Annotated in this window: 13 protein-coding genes and 1 pseudogene; 6 read left to right on the forward strand and 8 right to left on the reverse strand. The window is 72.2% G+C overall.

Going from position 1 to position 17,060, the window contains the following annotated elements:
• Positions 1-281: 281 nt before the first annotated feature.
• Positions 282-2,576 (reverse strand): serine/threonine-protein kinase, encoded by a 2,295-nt coding sequence (locus A949_RS0104835; RefSeq protein WP_019354881.1) that lies wholly within the window; start codon positions 2,574-2,576, stop codon positions 282-284.
• 221 nt (positions 2,577-2,797) lie between these two features.
• The gene (locus tag A949_RS0104840) at positions 2,798-4,504 is read right to left on the reverse strand and encodes a glycerol-3-phosphate dehydrogenase/oxidase (protein WP_026004348.1); all 1,707 of its coding nucleotides are present in this window, start codon (positions 4,502-4,504) and stop codon (positions 2,798-2,800) included.
• Positions 4,505-4,736: 232 nt separating this feature from the next.
• Here A949_RS0104840 and A949_RS0104845 point away from each other — a divergent pair, with 232 nt between their 5' ends.
• From A949_RS0104845 to A949_RS0104855, 3 genes are all read left to right on the forward strand, one after another.
• Positions 4,737-5,996, forward strand: coding sequence for a nucleotide sugar dehydrogenase (locus tag A949_RS0104845; RefSeq protein WP_019354883.1), 1,260 nt, complete (start codon positions 4,737-4,739; stop codon positions 5,994-5,996).
• Positions 5,997-6,291: 295 nt separating this feature from the next.
• Entirely contained in the window at positions 6,292-6,546 is a 255-nt protein-coding gene (locus A949_RS0104850; RefSeq protein ID WP_026004349.1) for a type II toxin-antitoxin system Phd/YefM family antitoxin, read from the forward strand.
• A complete protein-coding gene (locus A949_RS0104855; protein WP_019354885.1) occupies positions 6,543-6,794 on the forward strand; it encodes a type II toxin-antitoxin system RelE family toxin in 252 nt (83 codons plus the stop codon). The genes A949_RS0104850 and A949_RS0104855 overlap by 4 nt, the downstream gene beginning before the upstream one ends.
• Positions 6,795-7,181: 387 nt before the next feature.
• Here the strand turns inward: A949_RS0104855 and A949_RS0104860 are convergent, their stop codons facing one another.
• From A949_RS0104860 to A949_RS0104875, 4 genes are all read right to left on the reverse strand, one after another.
• Complete coding sequence (locus A949_RS0104860; RefSeq protein WP_019354886.1) at positions 7,182-8,297, reverse strand: GuaB3 family IMP dehydrogenase-related protein; 1,116 nt, start codon at positions 8,295-8,297, stop codon at positions 7,182-7,184.
• A 93-nt stretch (positions 8,298-8,390) separates the two neighbouring features.
• Positions 8,391-9,896: an IMP dehydrogenase gene (guaB, locus tag A949_RS0104865; protein WP_019354887.1), complete on the reverse strand. Its 1,506-nt coding sequence runs from the start codon at positions 9,894-9,896 to the stop codon at positions 8,391-8,393.
• Between the two features lie 142 nt (positions 9,897-10,038).
• Positions 10,039-10,653, reverse strand: a complete 615-nt coding sequence (locus A949_RS0104870) for a sigma-70 family RNA polymerase sigma factor (RefSeq protein WP_019354888.1) — start codon at positions 10,651-10,653, stop codon at positions 10,039-10,041.
• A 343-nt stretch (positions 10,654-10,996) separates the two neighbouring features.
• On the reverse strand, positions 10,997-11,608 hold the full coding sequence (locus A949_RS0104875; RefSeq protein ID WP_003948568.1) for a response regulator transcription factor: 612 nt from the start codon (positions 11,606-11,608) through the stop codon (positions 10,997-10,999).
• A gap of 366 nt (positions 11,609-11,974) precedes the next feature.
• On the opposite strand from A949_RS0104875, the pseudogene A949_RS32535 reads away from it, so the two are divergent.
• Positions 11,975-12,286 (forward strand): annotated as a pseudogene (locus A949_RS32535) (WhiB family transcriptional regulator); the annotation flags it as partial.
• A 276-nt stretch (positions 12,287-12,562) separates the two neighbouring features.
• On the opposite strand, the gene A949_RS0104885 reads toward A949_RS32535, so the two are convergent.
• Positions 12,563-13,474 carry a LysR family transcriptional regulator gene (locus A949_RS0104885; protein ID WP_026004350.1) on the reverse strand — a complete coding sequence of 304 codons (912 nt, stop codon included), beginning with the start codon at positions 13,472-13,474 and terminating at the stop codon, positions 12,563-12,565.
• 90 nt (positions 13,475-13,564) lie between these two features.
• Between A949_RS0104885 and A949_RS0104890 the strand changes: the two genes are divergently transcribed.
• Entirely contained in the window at positions 13,565-14,233 is a 669-nt protein-coding gene (locus A949_RS0104890; protein WP_019354891.1) for an MOSC domain-containing protein, read from the forward strand.
• A 217-nt stretch (positions 14,234-14,450) separates the two neighbouring features.
• Positions 14,451-15,224: an SDR family NAD(P)-dependent oxidoreductase gene (locus tag A949_RS0104895; RefSeq protein ID WP_019354892.1), complete on the forward strand. Its 774-nt coding sequence runs from the start codon at positions 14,451-14,453 to the stop codon at positions 15,222-15,224.
• A gap of 164 nt (positions 15,225-15,388) precedes the next feature.
• Here the strand turns inward: A949_RS0104895 and groL are convergent, their stop codons facing one another.
• Positions 15,389-17,017 (reverse strand): chaperonin GroEL, encoded by a 1,629-nt coding sequence (gene groL, locus A949_RS0104900; RefSeq protein WP_019354893.1) that lies wholly within the window; start codon positions 17,015-17,017, stop codon positions 15,389-15,391.
• Positions 17,018-17,060 lie beyond the last annotated feature (43 nt).

The following is a 17,060-nucleotide window of genomic DNA, read 5'->3' on the forward strand; positions in this document are numbered from 1 at the left end:
GATACGTCCGGAAACCGGCTACGTCACCGCGCGACAGCGGTCCGGTCCGCCGTCCGGCCGGTTCCCCCGACCCGTTCCGGTGCGGCGTCCGCGCCACCCGCGCACAGCGGGCGCGTGTCATGGATTCGTGCGCCGGGCGGATACTCCGGACACAGCACACCTGCCTGCGGCAGCCGGTCGGATTGCCTTCGGCAGCCGGTCGGACGTCGGATCCTCGGCACCGGACGGTCCTCAGGCACCCGGCCCGGGACAGCGTGCGACCTGAGACAGCGTGCGGCGCGTCAGGCGCTCGGCTCGAAGGTCTCGAACGCGGCCTTCCGGAGCGTCGTGCACGCCTTGTCCTCCCAGGCGTCGGCCTCGCAGGTGATGAGGATCGCGTAGCCGTTCTTGCCGTCGACCTTGAAGCCGCGGTCGAGCGCGTGCACCTTCTTGCCGTTCTCCTTGCGCAGGAACTGCCAGTCGGCCACCGTCGGGTAGTCGCGCCAGTCGACCTTCTTGATGCCGAGCGACTCGTAGCCGGAGCTGGAACCCTTGACCGCGGACTCCAGATCGCGCCAGGCCCCGACGGCATCGCCGCCGGGGCTGCTGGTGTGGTCGATCTGGATCCGCGGATAACCGCCACCGGACGGGGCGTACTTGCGGCCCGAGTTCTTGCCCGCTATCCCGGCGGGCTTCCACCCCTCGGGCAGGGCGACGGAGAAGTGGAACCTGCTGTCCTTGACCACGGCGTAACCGTCGGGCAGCCCGGAGCCGTCCTCCTCGCCCTTCTTGTCGTCCTTCTCGCCCGCGCCCTTGTCGTCGCCGGTGCCCTGCCCGTCGTCACCGCCGGAGGCGTCCCCGTCCTGGCCCGCCTTCCCCGCTGTGGCCTGCTCGCCCTCGCGGGTGCCGCCTCCGCCGTTCCCAGCGCTGCTGCCCGCCGAGCCGGACGCCTTGCCGCCGCTGTCGCCACCACTGTTCACCACGATCAGCACGATGACCAGGACGACGGCCAGCACCGCAGCCGCCGCGATGGCCAGCGTCCGGGGTGAGAGGCCCTTGCGCAGCTCGGGCAGCTCCCGCAGATCGCGCAGCGAGTTGATCGCACCGCTGCCCCCGCTCTCCGGCGGCAGCGCCCTGCTGCCGCTGCCCGGACCCGGCAGCGGACCACCACCGGAGCCGGTGGCGGAGGAGCCGGTGGCGGTACCGGAGGAGCCCGCCGCGGCATCGGACGTGCCGGTGCCCTGTCCGTCGCCCGCGCCGCCGCCGGCCGCGGACGCGCCGCCGCTCCTCCGGTCCCGGTTCCCGCCCGGCCCCGAGGGCGGCGGTGCCGAGGGGCGGGGCGGTGCCGCGGGCGGCGAAGACGTCGCCGAGGCCGCGCCGGAGGAGGCGTCACGCGGAGAGTCCGTCCGGGCGGGAGGAGCGGACGAGCTGTCCGGACCGCCGTCCCGGGCCCCGGCGCCCGAGCCGGTGCGCTCCGGGGCTCCGGTGGCGCCCGCGGCGGCCGAGCCGACACCGACGGCACCCGCCGCGTTGCGGACCGACTTCAGCGCGCCCCGCAGCTTCTCGCCCGAACCGGTGCTCTCCGAGCGGCGCTTGCGCCTGCCGCCGGTCGTCCCGGCACTGTAGGCGGGGCCGTCCGCGCCGGGGCGGCCTGCCGCCGATGCGGAACCCTTCGCGCCCGGTACGGCCGCGGGCGGCACCGGCGGCAGGACGGAGGTGCGCTCGGCGCGGCTCTCGGCGTCCCGCCCGCCGGACGAGCCCAGGGGGCTGCGGTGCCCGGAGGCGACCGGCTCCAGCAGCAGCCGTGCCCCGTTCACGTCGAGCCGCTTCTCCGGCTCCTTCACCAGCAGCCCGGCGATGACCTCGCTCAGCTCGCCCGCATGTTCGGGATACGGCACCGGTTCGGTCATCACGGCCGTCAGGGTGGAGATGGCCGAGCCCTTGTCGTAGGGGGGATGGCCCTCGACGGCGGCGAACAGCAGGCCGCCCAGCGACCACAGGTCGGCGGGCGGGCCCGGGGGCTTGCCGCGCGCCCGCTCGGGAGAGATGTAGGAAGGGGCGCCGACGAGCATGCCGGTGGAGGTGACGGACGGGTCGCCCTCGACCTTGGCGATGCCGAAGTCGGTGAGCACCACACGGCCGGTGCCGTCCTCCAGCAGCACGTTGGAGGGCTTCACGTCGCGGTGCAGGATGCCCTCGCGATGGGCCGCGCGGAGCACATCGAGGATGGCGAGGCCGACCTCGGCCGCGCGCTGCGGGTCCAGCGGACCGTCGTTCTTGATCTTGTCGGCCAGGGAGCGGCCCTCGACCAGCTCCATCACGATCCACGGCCGGCTGTCCTCGTTGACGACGTCGAAGACGGTGACGGCGCTGCCGCTGCGGATCCTCGCGATGGCCTTGGCCTCACGCAAGGTGCGGGTGATGAGCCGCTGCTTCTCCTCCTCGTCGACGCTGGAGGGAAAGCGGAGCTCCTTCACGGCGACCCGGCGGCCCAGGACTTCGTCCTCGCCGCGCCAGACAGTACCCATACCGCCGCGCCCGAGGACCTCCCCGAGCCGATAGCGCCCGCCTACCAGCCGTCCCGCGTCCTCGCTCATGAATCCCCTTGTGTCCCCTCTGCGTGAGAGCCCGCCCCCGGCAGAGCCTTCATTGTGAACCATCACCCCGACAAGACGTGTACGGGGGCAGCACAGTTACACCACTGCCCCACCACTCCTCACCGGGGTTCACACGCCCAACAGCCGCCGCGGCCACGACCGGTCCGACGGGGGACCCGCGACCGGGTCCCCGGCGCCGGCGCTCCCGCGGAACCCCCGCCCTACACGGGCACGATGTCGGGCGCCCCCAACCGCGCGGCGTCCGCCGTCTGGTCGTCCGGCTGCAACTGCGACTCGCGCTCCGCCTCGACCCGCTTCCGGTAGTGCTCGACCTCCCGGTCCACCTGGCCGGAGTCCCAGCCCAGCACCGGCGCCATCAACTCGGCGCACTCCTGTGCGCTCCGTGCGCCCCGGTCGAAGGTCTCGATGGAGATGCGCGTGCGGCGGGTCAGCACATCGTCCAGATGACGGGCGCCCTCGTGCGTGCAGGCGTAGACGACCTCCGCCTTGAGATAGTCGTCGGCCGCGGGCAGCGGCTCGCGCAGCGCGGGCTCCTTCGCGATCAGGTCGAGCACCTCCTCCGTCATCGAGCCGTAGCGGCCCAGCAGATGCTCCACCCGGGCCACATGCAGTCCGGCGCGCTGCGCGAGGCGAGCGCGTCCGTTCCACAGCGCGGCGTACCCCTCGGCCCCGGCCAGCCGCACCTCCTCCGTGACGCACTCGGCGACCCGGTGGTCGAGGCCGCGCACCGCCTCGTCCACCGCGTCCTTGGCCATCACCCGGTAGGTCGTGTACTTGCCGCCCGCGACGACGACGAGCCCCGGCACCGGATGGGCCACCGTGTGCTCGCGGGACAGTTTGCTCGTCGCCTCCGACTCGCCCGCCAGCAGCGGCCGCAGACCCGCGTAGACGCCCTCCACGTCGTCCCGGGTCAGCGGCAGCGCCAGCACCTCGTTGACATGGTCGAGCAGGTAGTCGATGTCCGCGCTGGAAGCGGCCGGGTGCGCCTTGTCCAGGTCCCAGCCGGTGTCCGTGGTGCCGATGATCCAGTGCCGGCCCCACGGAATGACGAACAGCACGCTCTTCTCCGTACGGAGGATGAGCCCGGTCGTGGAGTTGATGCGGTCCTTGGGGACGACGAGATGGATGCCCTTGGAGGCGCGGACGTGGAACTGGCCCCGCTCGGCGATCAGCCCCTGGGTGTCGTCCGTCCACACCCCGGTCGCGTTGACGACCTGACGGGCCCGCACCTCGTACTCGCCGCCCTGCTCCAGGTCCTCGATCCGGGCACCGACGACGCGTTCACCCTCCCGCAGGAAGCCGACCACCCGCGCACGATTGGCCGCGCGCGCCCCGTACTCCGCCGCCGTGCGCACCAGCGTGGCGACGAACCGGGCGTCGTCCACCTGCGCGTCGTAGTACTGCAGCGCACCCACCAGCGCGCCCTTCTTCAACGCGGGAGCCGCCTGGAGCGCATGACGGCGCGAGAGATGACGGTGCCTCGGCAGCCCACGACCGTGCCCGGAGGAGACCGACATGACGTCGTACATCGCCACCCCGGTGCCCGCGTACAGCCGCTCCCAGCCGCGGTGCTGCAAGGGATAGAGGAACGGAACCGGCTTGACCAGATGCGGCGCCAGCCGCTCCAGCAGCAGACCGCGCTCCTTGAGCGCCTCGCGCACCAGTGCGAAATCCAGCATCTCCAGATAGCGCAACCCGCCGTGGATGAGCTTGCTGGAGCGACTGGAGGTACCCGAAGCCCAGTCGCGGGCCTCCACGATCCCGGTGGACAGGCCGCGGGTGACCGCGTCCAGCGCCGTACCCGCGCCGACGATGCCGCCACCGACCACCAGCACATCGAGTTCGGTCTCGGCCATCCTCGCCAGCGCGTTCGCGCGCTGCTCCGGTCCCAGTGCCGCTGTCCTCACTGCTGCCTCCCAAGCTGCTCGACTGGTGCTCGTCAGTACTCGGACACCGCCCCCGTGGTCCCCCTGACGATGGTCCCCCATTCCCGCGACTTTGGCCGAGCGTCGGCCCTGCTGAGTGCGCAATCCGACTTGTCTGTCATATGGGCTCTTAACCTTAATTCGCGCCGCTCGCCACTCCTGGTGCTGCCCGGGGACGGAACCGGGACGACAAGGGGAAGGGAAGACCGCTGTCATGCCCGCAGATCTCGCCGTGCTGGGACTCGCCCATTCGGGGCTGCCGCTCGCCCAGGCAGCGACAGCGAACGGAATCAGCACCATCGGGTACGACCCCGACCGCGGCGTCGTCGCCGACATCGGCGCCGGCCGCCCGCCCGGAGACGCGCCGCTCGCCGCCGCCGAGGTACGGCGGATGCTCGCCAAAGGCTTCGCCGCCAGCAGCGACCCGGCCGTCCTCGGACGCGTCCGCACCGCCGTCATCTGCGCGACCACCGCACTCGGCCCCAACCGCGCCCCCGACCTGAGCGGCGTCCGCACCGCAGCCCGCACCCTGGCCGCCCGGCTGCGCCCACGCACCCTCGTCGTCGTCGAATCCAGCGTCCACCCCGGCTGCACGGAGGACGTCGTACGGCCCCTGCTGGAAGACGGCTCCGGGCTGCGGGCCGGACGCGACTTCCACCTCGCCTGCTCACCCTCCCGGGTCGACCCCGGCAACCGCACCCACGACTACACCGCCATCCCCAAAGTCATCGGCGGGCTCACCCCCGCCTGCACCGAAGCCGCCGCCGCGTTCTACGGGCGGCTCACCAAAGTCGTCCGCGCCCGCGGGCCGCGCGAGGCCGAGACCGCCAAACTCCTGGAGACCAACTACCGGCACATCAACATCGCCCTCATGAACGAGATGGCCGTCTTCTGCCACGACCTCGGCATCGACCTGTGGGACGTCGTGCGGTGCGCCGAGACCAAACCCTTCGGCTTCCAGTCCTTCCGGCCCGGCCCCGGCGTCGGCGGCCCCAGCGTGCCCGTCGACCCCAACTACCTCTCGTACCACAGCCGCTCGCTGGGCTACCCGCTGCGCATGGTGGAACTCGCCCAGGAAGTCAACGAACGCATGCCCCGCTACGTCGCCCAACGCGCCGCCGTCCTCCTCAACGAACACGGAAAATCCGCCCGCGGCGCACGCATCCTGCTGCTCGGCGTCACCTACAAACCCGACCTCGCCAGCCAGGAAGGCGCCCCCGCGCGCGAAGTCGCCGGCCGCCTCAAAGAACTCGGCGCCCAGCTGAGCTATCACGACCCCTACGTGCCGCAATGGCGCGTCGCCGGGCAACCCGTGCCCCGCGCCGACGCGCTGTACGAGGCCGCGGCGGAGGCGGACCTCACCCTGCTGTTGCAGCACCACCGCCGGTACGACCTGCAGGGGCTCGCCGCGAAGGCGCAGCTCCTCCTGGACACTCGCGGAGCGAGTCCCACCGGTGCGGCGCACCGGCTCTGAGATGCGGCGTGGGATCGGATAGCGCCGTTGTTGCCGGGGGCGGATGGTCGTGGGCGGACGTGACCGGACGCCCACGCCCTGTGCGCCACGACGCAGCCCCGGCTCTCCACCGTGGCGATGGGCCTCTCCACCACGCTGCACCGGGAGCGCCGCGCTGCGCGCGTGACCCCGCCAATTCCTGCAGCGCGATGGCGGGGCCTTGAGGCACTCCCGATTCTCGTGCACTGCGCTTGGGCAAGTCCGGGATCGTCGTGCAGGTCTTGCCGGTAGCGGCGAGAAGTGTACAGTTCTGTACATGAGTGAGATGTTGCCGATCACTGAGGCGAGAGCCCGGTTCGGTTCGCTGGTGCGCCGTGCTTCCCATACGCGGGAGCGCATCACGATCACCGATCACGGCCAGCCCGCCGCTGTCCTGGTCAATCCGCAGGAGCTCGCCGACCTGGAGGACGCACTCGCGCTGGCCGAGTACCGCGCCCGGCAGGCGGCGGACCAGACGGTCCTGGTCCCGCATGACGAGGTACGCGCCCGGCTCGGCCTGGAGCGCGGTTGACGTACACGATCGTCTGGGAAGAGGCGGCTCTCAACGCTGCCGCCCGCTTCCTCAAGGATGACGCCGACGGGCTGCGCCAGCTGATGGACGCGGTGGATCTCCTCGCCCGGCAACCACGGCCGGAGGGCACCGTCGAATACGGTTCGCCCGACCTGCGCCGCATGTACGTGGGCCTCTACCGGGTCCTGTACGAGATCACCGACAGCACCGTCACCGTTGTCGTGATGCATCTGGGCCGGACAGGCTGACTCCCCTTCCAGGGATCCCTCGGACAGTGGCTCGGCGGTGCCGGATCAGGGGGCTCCAGCGTCCGCGAGTGGCCTGTGCCCCGTCGCCCACCGCCCTGCGGGCGTATGACCACCGTCTCCGGCACCACCCGCCGGAACAGCTCCCATAACCCCTCGGGCACCATGCGCTCAGCAAGACTCGTCATGCCCAGCACAACGACCTACCGCCCCAAAGCAAACGACGTCTCAGCGGGGTGCCGTTGGGGGGCGGAGGCACCCCCCGACAGGACCTCTCGGCGGCAGCCGAAGGAGCCAGGGGGCGTGCCCCCACAGGGCATCGCACTCCGCGGAGGGGAACCGACCCCGCGAAGACGCACCCCGCGAAGGGAGTCGCGCTCCGCGGAGGGGTCAGCGGGAGCGGGCTACCGTTACCTCTACGCGCTGGAACTCCTTGAGGTCGGAATAGCCCGTGGTGGCCATCGCGCGGCGGAGTGCGCCGAAGAAGTTCATCGAACCGTCGGGGATGTGCGAGGGGCCGAGCAGGACCTCTTCCATGGTGCCGACCGCACCCAGGTCGACGCGGCGGCCGCGGGGGACGTCCTCGTGCACGGCCTCCATGCCCCAGTGGTGGCCCTTGCCGGGCGCGTCGGAGGCGCGGGCCAGCGGGGAGCCCATCATCACGGCGTCGGCGCCGCAGGCGACCGCCTTGGGCAGATCGCCGGACCAGCCGACGCCACCGTCCGCGATGACATGCACATAGCGCCCGCCGGACTCGTCGAGGTAGTCGCGCCGGGCCGCGGCGACGTCGGCGACGGCGCTCGCCATCGGCACCTGGATGCCCAGCACGTTCCGCGTGGTGTGCGCGGCGCCTCCGCCGAAGCCGACGAGGACGCCGGCGGCGCCGGTGCGCATCAGGTGGAGGGCTGCGGTGTAGGTGGCGCAGCCGCCGACGATGACCGGCACGTCCAGCTCGTAGATGAACTGCTTGAGGTTCAGCGGCTCGGCGGCGCCGGAGACGTGCTCGGCGGAGACCGTGGTACCGCGGATGACGAACAGGTCCACGCCCGCGTCCACCACGGCCTTGGAGAACTGCGCCGTGCGCTGCGGCGACAGCGCGGCGGCGGTCACCACGCCCGAGTCGCGGACCTCCTTGATCCGCTGCCCGATCAGCTCCTCCTTGATCGGCTCGGCGTAGATCTCCTGCATCCGCCGGTTGGCTGTCGCCTCGTCGAGTTCCCCGATCTCCTGCAACAGCGGCTCGGGGTCCTCGTACCGGGTCCACAGGCCCTCGAGGTTGAGCACCCCGAGCCCGCCGAGTTCTCCGATGCGGATGGCGGTACGCGGGGAGACGACCGAGTCCATGGGCGCGGCGAGGAACGGCAGCTCGAAGCGGTAGGCGTCGATCTGCCAGGCGATGGAGACCTCCTTCGGGTCGCGGGTGCGCCTGCTGGGCACCACCGCGATGTCGTCGAAGGCGTACGCCTGCCGCCCGCGCTTGCCGCGCCCGATCTCGATCTCAGTCACGTCTGCTGCCTCTCACTCTGGTGTGCCGCGGTCCAGTATCGCCGACACGCCGGAGCCCGCGGCTCCGGGAGGGCCGCGGGCTCGGGGACGGGGTCAGCTCCGGGAGTAGTTCGGAGCCTCGGTCGTCATCTGCACGTCGTGCGGGTGGCTCTCCTTGAGTCCGGCCGCGGTGATGCGCACGAAGCGCCCGTGGTCCTGCAACTCGGGGACGGTGCGGCCGCCGACGTAGAACATGGACTGCTTCAGACCGCCGACCAGCTGGTGCACCACGGCGCCGAGCGGACCGCGGTAGGAGACCTGGCCCTCGACGCCCTCGGGGATCAGCTTGTCGTCGCCGCTGACGCCCTCCTGGAAGTAGCGGTCCTTGGAGTAGGACTTGCTGTCGCCGCGGGTCTGCATCGCGCCGAGCGAGCCCATGCCGCGGTAGGACTTGAACTGCTTGCCGTTGATGAACAGCAGCTCGCCGGGGGACTCCTCGCAGCCCGCGAGCAGGCTGCCGAGCATCACCGTGTCGGCACCGGCGACCAGGGCCTTGGCGATGTCGCCGCTGTACTGCAGGCCGCCGTCGCCGATCACCGGGACGCCGGCCTCGCGCGCGGCCAGCGAGGCCTCGTGGATGGCGGTGACCTGCGGGACGCCGATCCCGGCCACGACGCGGGTGGTGCAGATGGAGCCGGGGCCCACGCCGACCTTCACACCGTCGGCACCGGCGTCGATCAGCGCCTTGGCGCCGTCGCGGGTGGCGATGTTGCCCCCGACGACGTCGACCCGCGGATGGTTCGACTTGATCTTGGCGATCATGTCGCCGACGAGGCGCGAATGGCCGTGCGCGGTGTCGACGACGACGAAGTCGACACCCGCCTCGATCAGCGCCTGGGCCCGGTCGTAGGCGTCGCCCGCGACACCCACGGCGGCGCCGACGACCAGCCGGCCCTCGGCGTCCTTGGCGGCGTTCGGGTACTGCTCGGCCTTGACGAAGTCCTTGACGGTGATCAGGCCCTTGAGCGTGCCCCCGCCGTCCACCAGTGGCAGCTTCTCGATCTTGTGGCGGCGCAGCAGCTCCATCGCGGCGTCCCGCGAGATCCCGACCTCGCCGGTGACCAGCGGCATCGGCGTCATGACATCCCGGACCTGGCGGCTGCGGTCCAGCTCGAAGGCCATGTCGCGGTTGGTGACGATGCCCAGGAGCTTGCCCGCGGCGTCGGTGACCGGGACGCCGCTGATGCGGAACCGGCCGCAGAGCGCGTCGGCCTCCTGGAGGGTGGCGTCGGGGCGGATGGTGATGGGGTCGGTGACCATCCCGGACTCGGACCGCTTGACCTGGTCGACCTGGTTGGCCTGGTCCTCGATCGAGAGGTTGCGGTGCAGCACGCCCACGCCGCCCTGCCGGGCCATCGCGATGGCCATCCGGCCCTCGGTGACCTTGTCCATGGCCGCGGACAGCAGCGGCACGTTGACCCGCACGTTGCGCGAGACGTACGACGCGGTGTCGATGTCCTGCGGTGCCATGTCCGACTCGCCTGGCAGCAGCAGTACGTCGTCGTATGTCAGGCCCAGAGTGGCGAATTTTGCGGGCACTCCGTCGACGTTCTCAGTCATGACACCTTTCCCATGCTTGCCCCGGCCGGATGTCCATGCTAACGGGCCCGGACGGGTGACCGGACCGCCTGTGGACGAGCTCCGGTCCTCGGGTGCCCGGGTGCGCGAGAGCCCCCGCGCACCTCGCCCACGTGCGGCGGAACTACTGCTCGGCCAGCGCCCGCAGCCGGCTGAGGGCCCGGTGCTGGGCGACCCGGACGGCTCCGGGTGACATTCCCAGCAGTTGCCCGGTCTCCTCGGCCGTGAGACCCACGGCGACCCGCAGCAGCACCAGCTCACGCTGGTGTTCGGGCAGGTTCGCCAGCAGCTTCTTGGCCCACTCCGCGTCGCTGCTGAGCAGCGCCCGCTCCTCGGGGCCGAGGGAGTCGTCGGGCCGCTCGGGCATCTCGTCCGAGGGCACGGCGGTGGAGCCGGGCCCGCGCATCGCGGCCCGCTGCAGATCGGCGACCTTGTGCTGGGCGATGGCCACGACGAATGCCTCGAACGGCTTGCCGGTGTCCCGGTAGCGCGGCAGCGCGCAGAGCACCGCGATGCAGACCTCCTGGGCGAGGTCGTCGACGAAGTGACGCGCATCACCGGGCAGTCGGGTCAACCGCGTGCGGCAGTACCGCACGGCCAGCGGATGCACATGGGCGAGCAGATCGTGCGTGGCCTGGCTGTCGCCCTCGACAGCGCGCTGGACGAGCTTGCCGACCTTGGCGACCTCGGCCGCGTCCGCGGCCCCGGCCGGCGGCGGCCCGCTCTCGTCGTCGCGCATCGGTCCATGGTGCACCGACGCCGCGCGGTTCGCCGCACCGCGCTCGTAGAAGTGAGCCGAAGCGTTATGAGCAGGCGCACTGGCCCTCATGTCCACGCCCTCCCCTCACGCCTGACCGACAGGTCCCCGAGGAACTCCATACAACAAGCATGCGGCACGCGCGAGATTTCTCGGCAGCCGCGGGGGAAATCCGCGGGAACACCGGCCCGGCCGGGGCCGCCGTCCCACCCGCCGGCGACCGGTTCCGGGCGCGGACGAGCGGACGGACGGGCGGTTGCCGTACGAGGCGGGACGTGCTCGGCCTGCGGCCGGGAGGTGCCCCGGGCGGACACCCGGCACCAGGTCAGCGGACGAGACCCCAGCGGAACCCGAGCGCCACCGCGTGCGCGCGGTCCGAGGCGCCGAGCTTCTTGAAGAGCCGCCTGGCGTGCGTCTTGACGGTGTCCTCCGAGAGGAAGAGCTCACGCCCGATCTCCGCGTTGGAGCGGCCGTGACTCATGCCCTCCAGCACCTGGATCTCCCGCGCGGTGAGGGTCGGCGCCGCGCCCATCTCGGCCGACCGCAGCCGCCGGGGGGCGAGCCGCCAGGTGGGGTCGGCCAGTGCCTGGGTGACGGTCGCGCGCAGCTCGGCGCGGGAGGCGTCCTTGTGCAGGTACCCGCGGGCGCCGGCCGCGACGGCCAGCGCCACGCCGTCCAGGTCCTCGGCCACCGTCAGCATGATGATGCGGGCGCCGGGGTCGGCGGAGAGCAGCCGCCGCACGGTCTCCACTCCGCCCAGGCCGGGCATCCGGACGTCCATCAGGATCAGGTCGGACCGGTCGGCGCCCCAGCGGCGGAGGACTTCCTCGCCGTTGGCCGCCGTCGTCACACGCTCGACGCCGGGCACGGTCGCGACCGCGCGGCGCAGGGCCTCTCGGGCGAGCGGGGAGTCGTCGCATACGAGGACGGATGTCATGGCCGCCCTCCGCTGCTGATGCGCATCACCTTGAGCCTCCAGGCTGCTTGAGAATCGTCACCTGCGCGATTGACGGCCGCGGAGGACTGCGCCCCGGGCCGGTTCCGAACCAATCGCTTTCGCTCTCTCAACGACGGTCACCCGAAAGAGTTACGGCTTCCAGCCGCCGTCCTGAGCACTCTACGTGAGCGTCCGTACACAGAGCAGCAACATCCCGGCTTTGCGGTGACCGACGCACCATTAATCCTGAAGTGCCCTATTCAGATGCATTACTTCCGTTTTGCGAGTTCGATCGCTAGATTCGCGAAAGAGTCATATTTACGCACGAGTGTCAGATCACCTCCAGCAGCACTCAGGAGAGACGCGATGGCAGACTTCTCCCGCCTTCCTGGACCCAACGCGGATCTGTGGGACTGGCAGCTTCTGGCCGCCTGCCGGGGGGTGGACAGTTCACTGTTCTTCCACCCCGAGGGGGAGCGCGGCGCCGCCCGCAGTGCGCGGGAGGCGTCCGCCAAGGAGGTGTGCATGCGCTGCCCCGTGCGCGCCGAGTGCGCGGCGCACGCTCTCCAGGTGCGCGAGCCCTACGGGGTATGGGGCGGGCTCACCGAGGACGAGCGCGAGGAGCTGCTGGGCCGGGCCCGGAACCGGCTGGTGACCACCCACGGCCCCGCGCAGGACCAGCGGCCGTCGGCGCCGGGTGGAGCAGCTCCGGGCGGGGCGGCTCCGGGCGGCGCGGAAGCTGCGGACGGCGGGCCCGGGCACGGAGGTGCGGCCGGGCACGCCGCGGAGCCGGTCGGCGAGATGTGAGCGGATTCCGCCCGGCCGGCCGCACGCCGACCGCAGGCCGGGCACCGCACGGCACCGACGAATCCCCGGACGCCGTGCGGAAACGTTCCCTCACGCGGCGGACACGCCGCCCGGGCCGGCCGCCCACCGGGCCCGGCCGGGCGGCGGTCAGCCGCGGGCCGCCGCGAGCCGGTCCAGCATCGCGGCGACGGCGGGCACCCGCGCCAGGTCGGGCAGCGTCAGCGCGACCACCTCGCGCTGCACGGCCGGCGCCACCCGGACCGCCCGCGTCCCCCGCGGGCGCACCGACTCCACGGCCAGCTCCGGCAGCACCGCGACCCCCAGCCCCGCGCCGACCAGGCCCACCACCGCCGGATAGTCGTCGGTCGCGAAGTCGATCCGCGGCGTGAACCCCGCCGCCTCGCACACCTGGACGAGGTGCCGGCGGCAGCGGGGGCAGCCCGCGATCCAGGGCTCCTCGGCGAGGGTGCCGATGCCGACCTCCGCCGCGTCCGCGAACGGGTGCCCCTCCGGCACCAGCCCCACCAGCCGGTCGGTCAGCAGCGGCCGGACCACCAGGTCGTCCGCCTCCCAGTCCTCGGCCGGAACGTGCTCTCCGGGCACGGGGTCGTAGCGGAAGGCCAGCGCGATCTCGCACTCCCCCGCCCGCAGCATCTCCACCGAGCGCGGCGGCTCCGCCTCCACCAGCGAGACCCGGGTGCCCGGGTGAGCGGCCCGCATCGCCGCGACGGCGGTGGGCACCAGCGTGGAGCTGCCGCTGGGGAAGGAGACCAGCCGCACCCGCCCGGCCCGCAGCCCGGCCAGCGCCGCCACCTCCTCCTCGGCGGCCGTCAGCCCCGCCAGGATCCCGGTGGCGTGCCGTACCAGCGCCTCGCCCGCCTCGGTCGGCCGCATCTCACGTCCCGTCCGCACCAGCAGCGGGGTGCCCGCGGCGGCCTCCAGCGCCTTCATCTGCTGGCTGACCGCAGGCTGCGTACAGCCCAGCTCGCGGGCCGCCGCGGAGAAGGATCCGGTTCGGGTGACCGCGCGCAGGACGCGCAGATGGCGGGCCTCGATCATGCGCCCGAGCATAGGCGAGCATAAGGCAGCCTTGGACAGCACCGCCGGAATCGGCTCGCGGCTTTGGGCGCTCCTCGGTAGCCTCGGCGCATGGAGCTGCTTTCCGTGAACCTCGCCGAGCCCCACCGCTCGGAGCACACCGCCGCCGAAGGCGGTCTGACCGGCATCGACAAGCGGCCCGTCGAAGGCGCCGTCACCGTCACCGCCCCCGGCCCGCGCGGCACCGGGGGCAGCGGGCTGGCCGGCGACACCATCGGCGATCTGCGCCACCACGGCGGCGAGGAGCAGGCGGTCTACGCCTTCGCCCGCGAAGAGCTGGACTTCTGGGAGGGCGAGCTGGGCCGGGCGCTGCCCAACGGCGTCTTCGGCGAGAACCTCACCACCCGCGGCGTCCCCGTCGACGACGCGCGCATCGGGGAGCGCTGGCAGCTCGGCGCAGCCGGCACCGGACCGCTGCTGGAGGTGTGCTCCATGCGGGTGCCCTGCCGCACCTTCGCCGGCTGGCTGAGCGAACAGGGCTGGGTCAAGCGGTTCACGAACCGCCGGATGCCCGGCGCCTATCTGCGCGTCGTCGAGCCGGGCGAGGTGCGCGCGGGCGATCCCGTCACCGTCGTCCACCGCCCCGACCACGAGGTCTCGGTCAGCTTCGTGTTCCGCGCCCTGACCCGGGAATCCGAGCTGCTGCCGCGCGTGCTGGCGGCGGGCGAGGCACTGGACCCGCAGGCGCGGGAGCACGCGCTGCGCCGCATCCCCGGCTGACGACCCGCCGTCCCGGCCGGGGCCGACCGTCCCCGGCTGAGGGGCCGTCATCCGCGTCCTCCCCGTCGTTCCCGGCTGACGCCCCGCCAGGACGCGGTGTGCGGGCGGGAGTCCGTCCGCCCGCCGGCCGGGGCGGCGGGTTCGTACGGGTGCCCTACCGTCGCCGAGGCGGCCGGACGGGGAATCAGCAGCGGTGCGGGGCCGATAGCGTGGCGGCATGACGACTGCACTGATTACGGGAGCCACCGCCGGTATCGGCGCCGCCTTCGCCCGGCGGCTGGCCGGCCGCGGCTACCACCTCGTGCTCGCCGCGCGGAACACCGACCGGCTCTGGCGGGAGGCGACCGAACTGCACGACCGGCACGGGGTGGAGGCCGACGTCGTCACCGCCGACCTGGCGACGGAAGAGGGCATCGCCGCGGTCGAGAACCGGCTGAACTCCCGGGAGCACCCCGTCGACCTGCTGGTCAACAACGCGGGGTTCGGCAACAAGGGCCGCTACCTGGAGGTGTCCGTCGCCGACGAGCTGACGATGCTCAAGGTGCACTGCGAAGCCGTGCTGCGGCTGACGTCGGCGGCGACCGCCTCCATGTGCGAGCGGGGGCGCGGCGGGGTGATCAACGTCGCCTCCGTGGCCGCCTTCTTCCCCCGCGGCACCTACGGCGCCTCCAAGGCGTGGGTCACCCAGTTCACCCAGGGCGCCGCCAAGGATCTGGCCGGTCAGGGCGTGCGGCTGATGGCCCTGTGCCCCGGGTTCGTCCGCACGGAGTTCCACGACCGGGCCGGGATGGACTCCGCCGACATTCCGCGGTGGATGTGGCTGGACGCGGACCAGGTGGTCGAGACGGCGCTGCGGGACCTCGCGCGCGGCAAGGTGGTCTCGGTCCCCGACCCCCGGTACAAGGCCCTGCTGGGCGCCTCCCGGCTCATCCCGCGCGGCGTGCTGGCCAAGGCGTCCTCGAGCACGGGACGCAAGTACGGCCCCAAGTAGGGCCGGGCGGCGCCGGAACGGCCGCGGCCCCGGTCCGGGCCGCCGCCGAAGCCGGGGGATCCGAGGAACACGGCGGAGCACAGCGGAAGGCGGCACGGGAGCCGGGGAAAGCAGCGAGGGCGCACCCCGCGACGGGGTGCGCCCTCACCGGACGGCGGGGTGCCTCAGTGGGCGTGCCCGTGGCCGTGGCCCGCGCCCGCGGACTCGTCCTCCTCGGCCGGCTTCTCGACGACCAGCGTCTCGGTCGTCAGCAGCAGCGAGGCGATCGAGGCGGCGTTCTCCAGCGCGGAGCGCGTCACCTTCACCGGGTCGATGACACCGGCCTTGACCAGGTCGCCGTACTCGCTGGTGGCGGCGTTGAAGCCCTGACCGGCCTCCAGCTCCGCGACCTTGGCGGTGATGACGTAGCCCTCCAGGCCCGCGTTCTCGGCGATCCAGCGCAGCGGCTCGACCGCGGCGCGGCGGACGGTGGCGACACCGGTCGCCTCGTCGCCCTCCTTGCCGAGGTTGCCCTCCAGCACCTTGACCGCGTGCACGAGCGAGGAGCCGCCGCCGGAGACGATGCCCTCCTCGACCGCCGCACGGGTCGCGGAGATCGCGTCCTCCAGGCGGTGCTTCTTCTCCTTCAGCTCCACCTCGGTGGCCGCGCCGACGCGGATCACGCACACGCCGCCGGCCAGCTTGGCGAGGCGCTCCTGGAGCTTCTCGCGGTCCCAGTCGGAGTCGGTCGCCTCGATCTCGCCCTTGATCTGGGCGACGCGGCCCTGCACGTCCTCGGCCTTGCCCGCGCCGTCGACGATCGTGGTGTCGTCCTTGGTGACGGTGACGCGGCGCGCGGAACCCAGCACGTCGAGACCGGCCTGGTCGAGCTTGAGGCCGACCTCCTCGGCGATGACCGTCGCGCCGGTGAGCGTCGCCATGTCGCCGAGCATCGCCTTGCGGCGGTCGCCGAAGCCGGGCGCCTTGACGGCGACGGCGTTGAAGGTGCCGCGGATCTTGTTGACGACGAGGGTGGAGAGGGCCTCGCCCTCCACGTCCTCGGCGATGATCAGCAGCGGCTTGCTGGAGCCGGCCTGCATGACCTTCTCCAGCAGCGGCAGCAGGTCCTGGATGGAGCTGATCTTGCCCTGGTGGATCAGGATGTACGGGTCGTCGAGGACGGCCTCCATACGCTCCTGGTCGGTGACGAAGTAGGGCGAGAGGTAGCCCTTGTCGAAGGCCATGCCCTCGGTGAAGTCCAGCTCCAGACCGAAGGTCTGGGACTCCTCGACGGTGATGACGCCGTCCTTGCCGACCTTGTCCATCGCCTCGGCGATCAGTTCGCCCACCTGCTTGTCCTGCGCGGACAGGGCGGCGACGGAGGCGATGTCCTCCTTGGAGTCGATCGGGCGCGCGGTCTTGACCAGCTCGTCCGAGACGGCGGCGACCGCGGCGTCGATGCCCTTCTTCAGGGCGGCCGGGGAGGCACCGGCGGCGACGTTCCGCAGGCCCTCGCGGACCAGCGCCTGGGCCAGCACCGTGGCGGTGGTGGTGCCGTCACCCGCGATGTCGTTGGTCTTGGTCGCCACCTCCTTGAGGAGCTGGGCGCCCAGGTTCTCGTACGGGTCCTCGACCTCGACCTCGCGGGCGATGGTGACGCCGTCGTTGGTGATGGTGGGGGCGCCGAACTTCTTGTCGATGACGACATTGCGGCCGCGCGGGCCGATGGTCACCTTCACGGTGTCGGCGAGGTTGTTGACGCCCCGCTCGAGGGCGCGACGGGCGTCCTCGTCGAACTTCAGGATCTTCGCCATGGAAGCTGTTGTGTCCTCTCACACGTCTCGCACGTCTCGTACA

The organism is Streptomyces sp. AA1529 (assembly GCF_000280905.1).
In the GTDB taxonomy this organism is placed as follows: domain Bacteria; phylum Actinomycetota; class Actinomycetes; order Streptomycetales; family Streptomycetaceae; genus Streptomyces.

Bases quoted from the DNA above. Each gene is read 5' to 3' on its own strand.
- groL (WP_019354893.1), bottom strand. From the start codon at position 17,017: ATGGCGAAGATCCTGAAGTTCGACGAGGACGCCCGTCGCGCCCTCGAG.
- A949_RS0104875 (WP_003948568.1), bottom strand. From the start codon at position 11,608: ATGACATCCGTCCTCGTATGCGACGACTCCCCGCTCGCCCGAGAGGCC.
- A949_RS0104870 (WP_019354888.1), bottom strand. From the start codon at position 10,653: ATGCGCGACGACGAGAGCGGGCCGCCGCCGGCCGGGGCCGCGGACGCG.
- guaB (WP_019354887.1), bottom strand. From the start codon at position 9,896: ATGACTGAGAACGTCGACGGAGTGCCCGCAAAATTCGCCACTCTGGGC.
- A949_RS0104895 (WP_019354892.1), top strand. From the start codon at position 14,451: ATGACGACTGCACTGATTACGGGAGCCACCGCCGGTATCGGCGCCGCC.
- A949_RS0104885 (WP_026004350.1), bottom strand. From the start codon at position 13,474: ATGATCGAGGCCCGCCATCTGCGCGTCCTGCGCGCGGTCACCCGAACC.
- A949_RS0104835 (WP_019354881.1), bottom strand. From the start codon at position 2,576: ATGAGCGAGGACGCGGGACGGCTGGTAGGCGGGCGCTATCGGCTCGGG.
- A949_RS0104890 (WP_019354891.1), top strand. From the start codon at position 13,565: ATGGAGCTGCTTTCCGTGAACCTCGCCGAGCCCCACCGCTCGGAGCAC.
- A949_RS0104845 (WP_019354883.1), top strand. From the start codon at position 4,737: ATGCCCGCAGATCTCGCCGTGCTGGGACTCGCCCATTCGGGGCTGCCG.
- A949_RS0104850 (WP_026004349.1), top strand. From the start codon at position 6,292: ATGAGTGAGATGTTGCCGATCACTGAGGCGAGAGCCCGGTTCGGTTCG.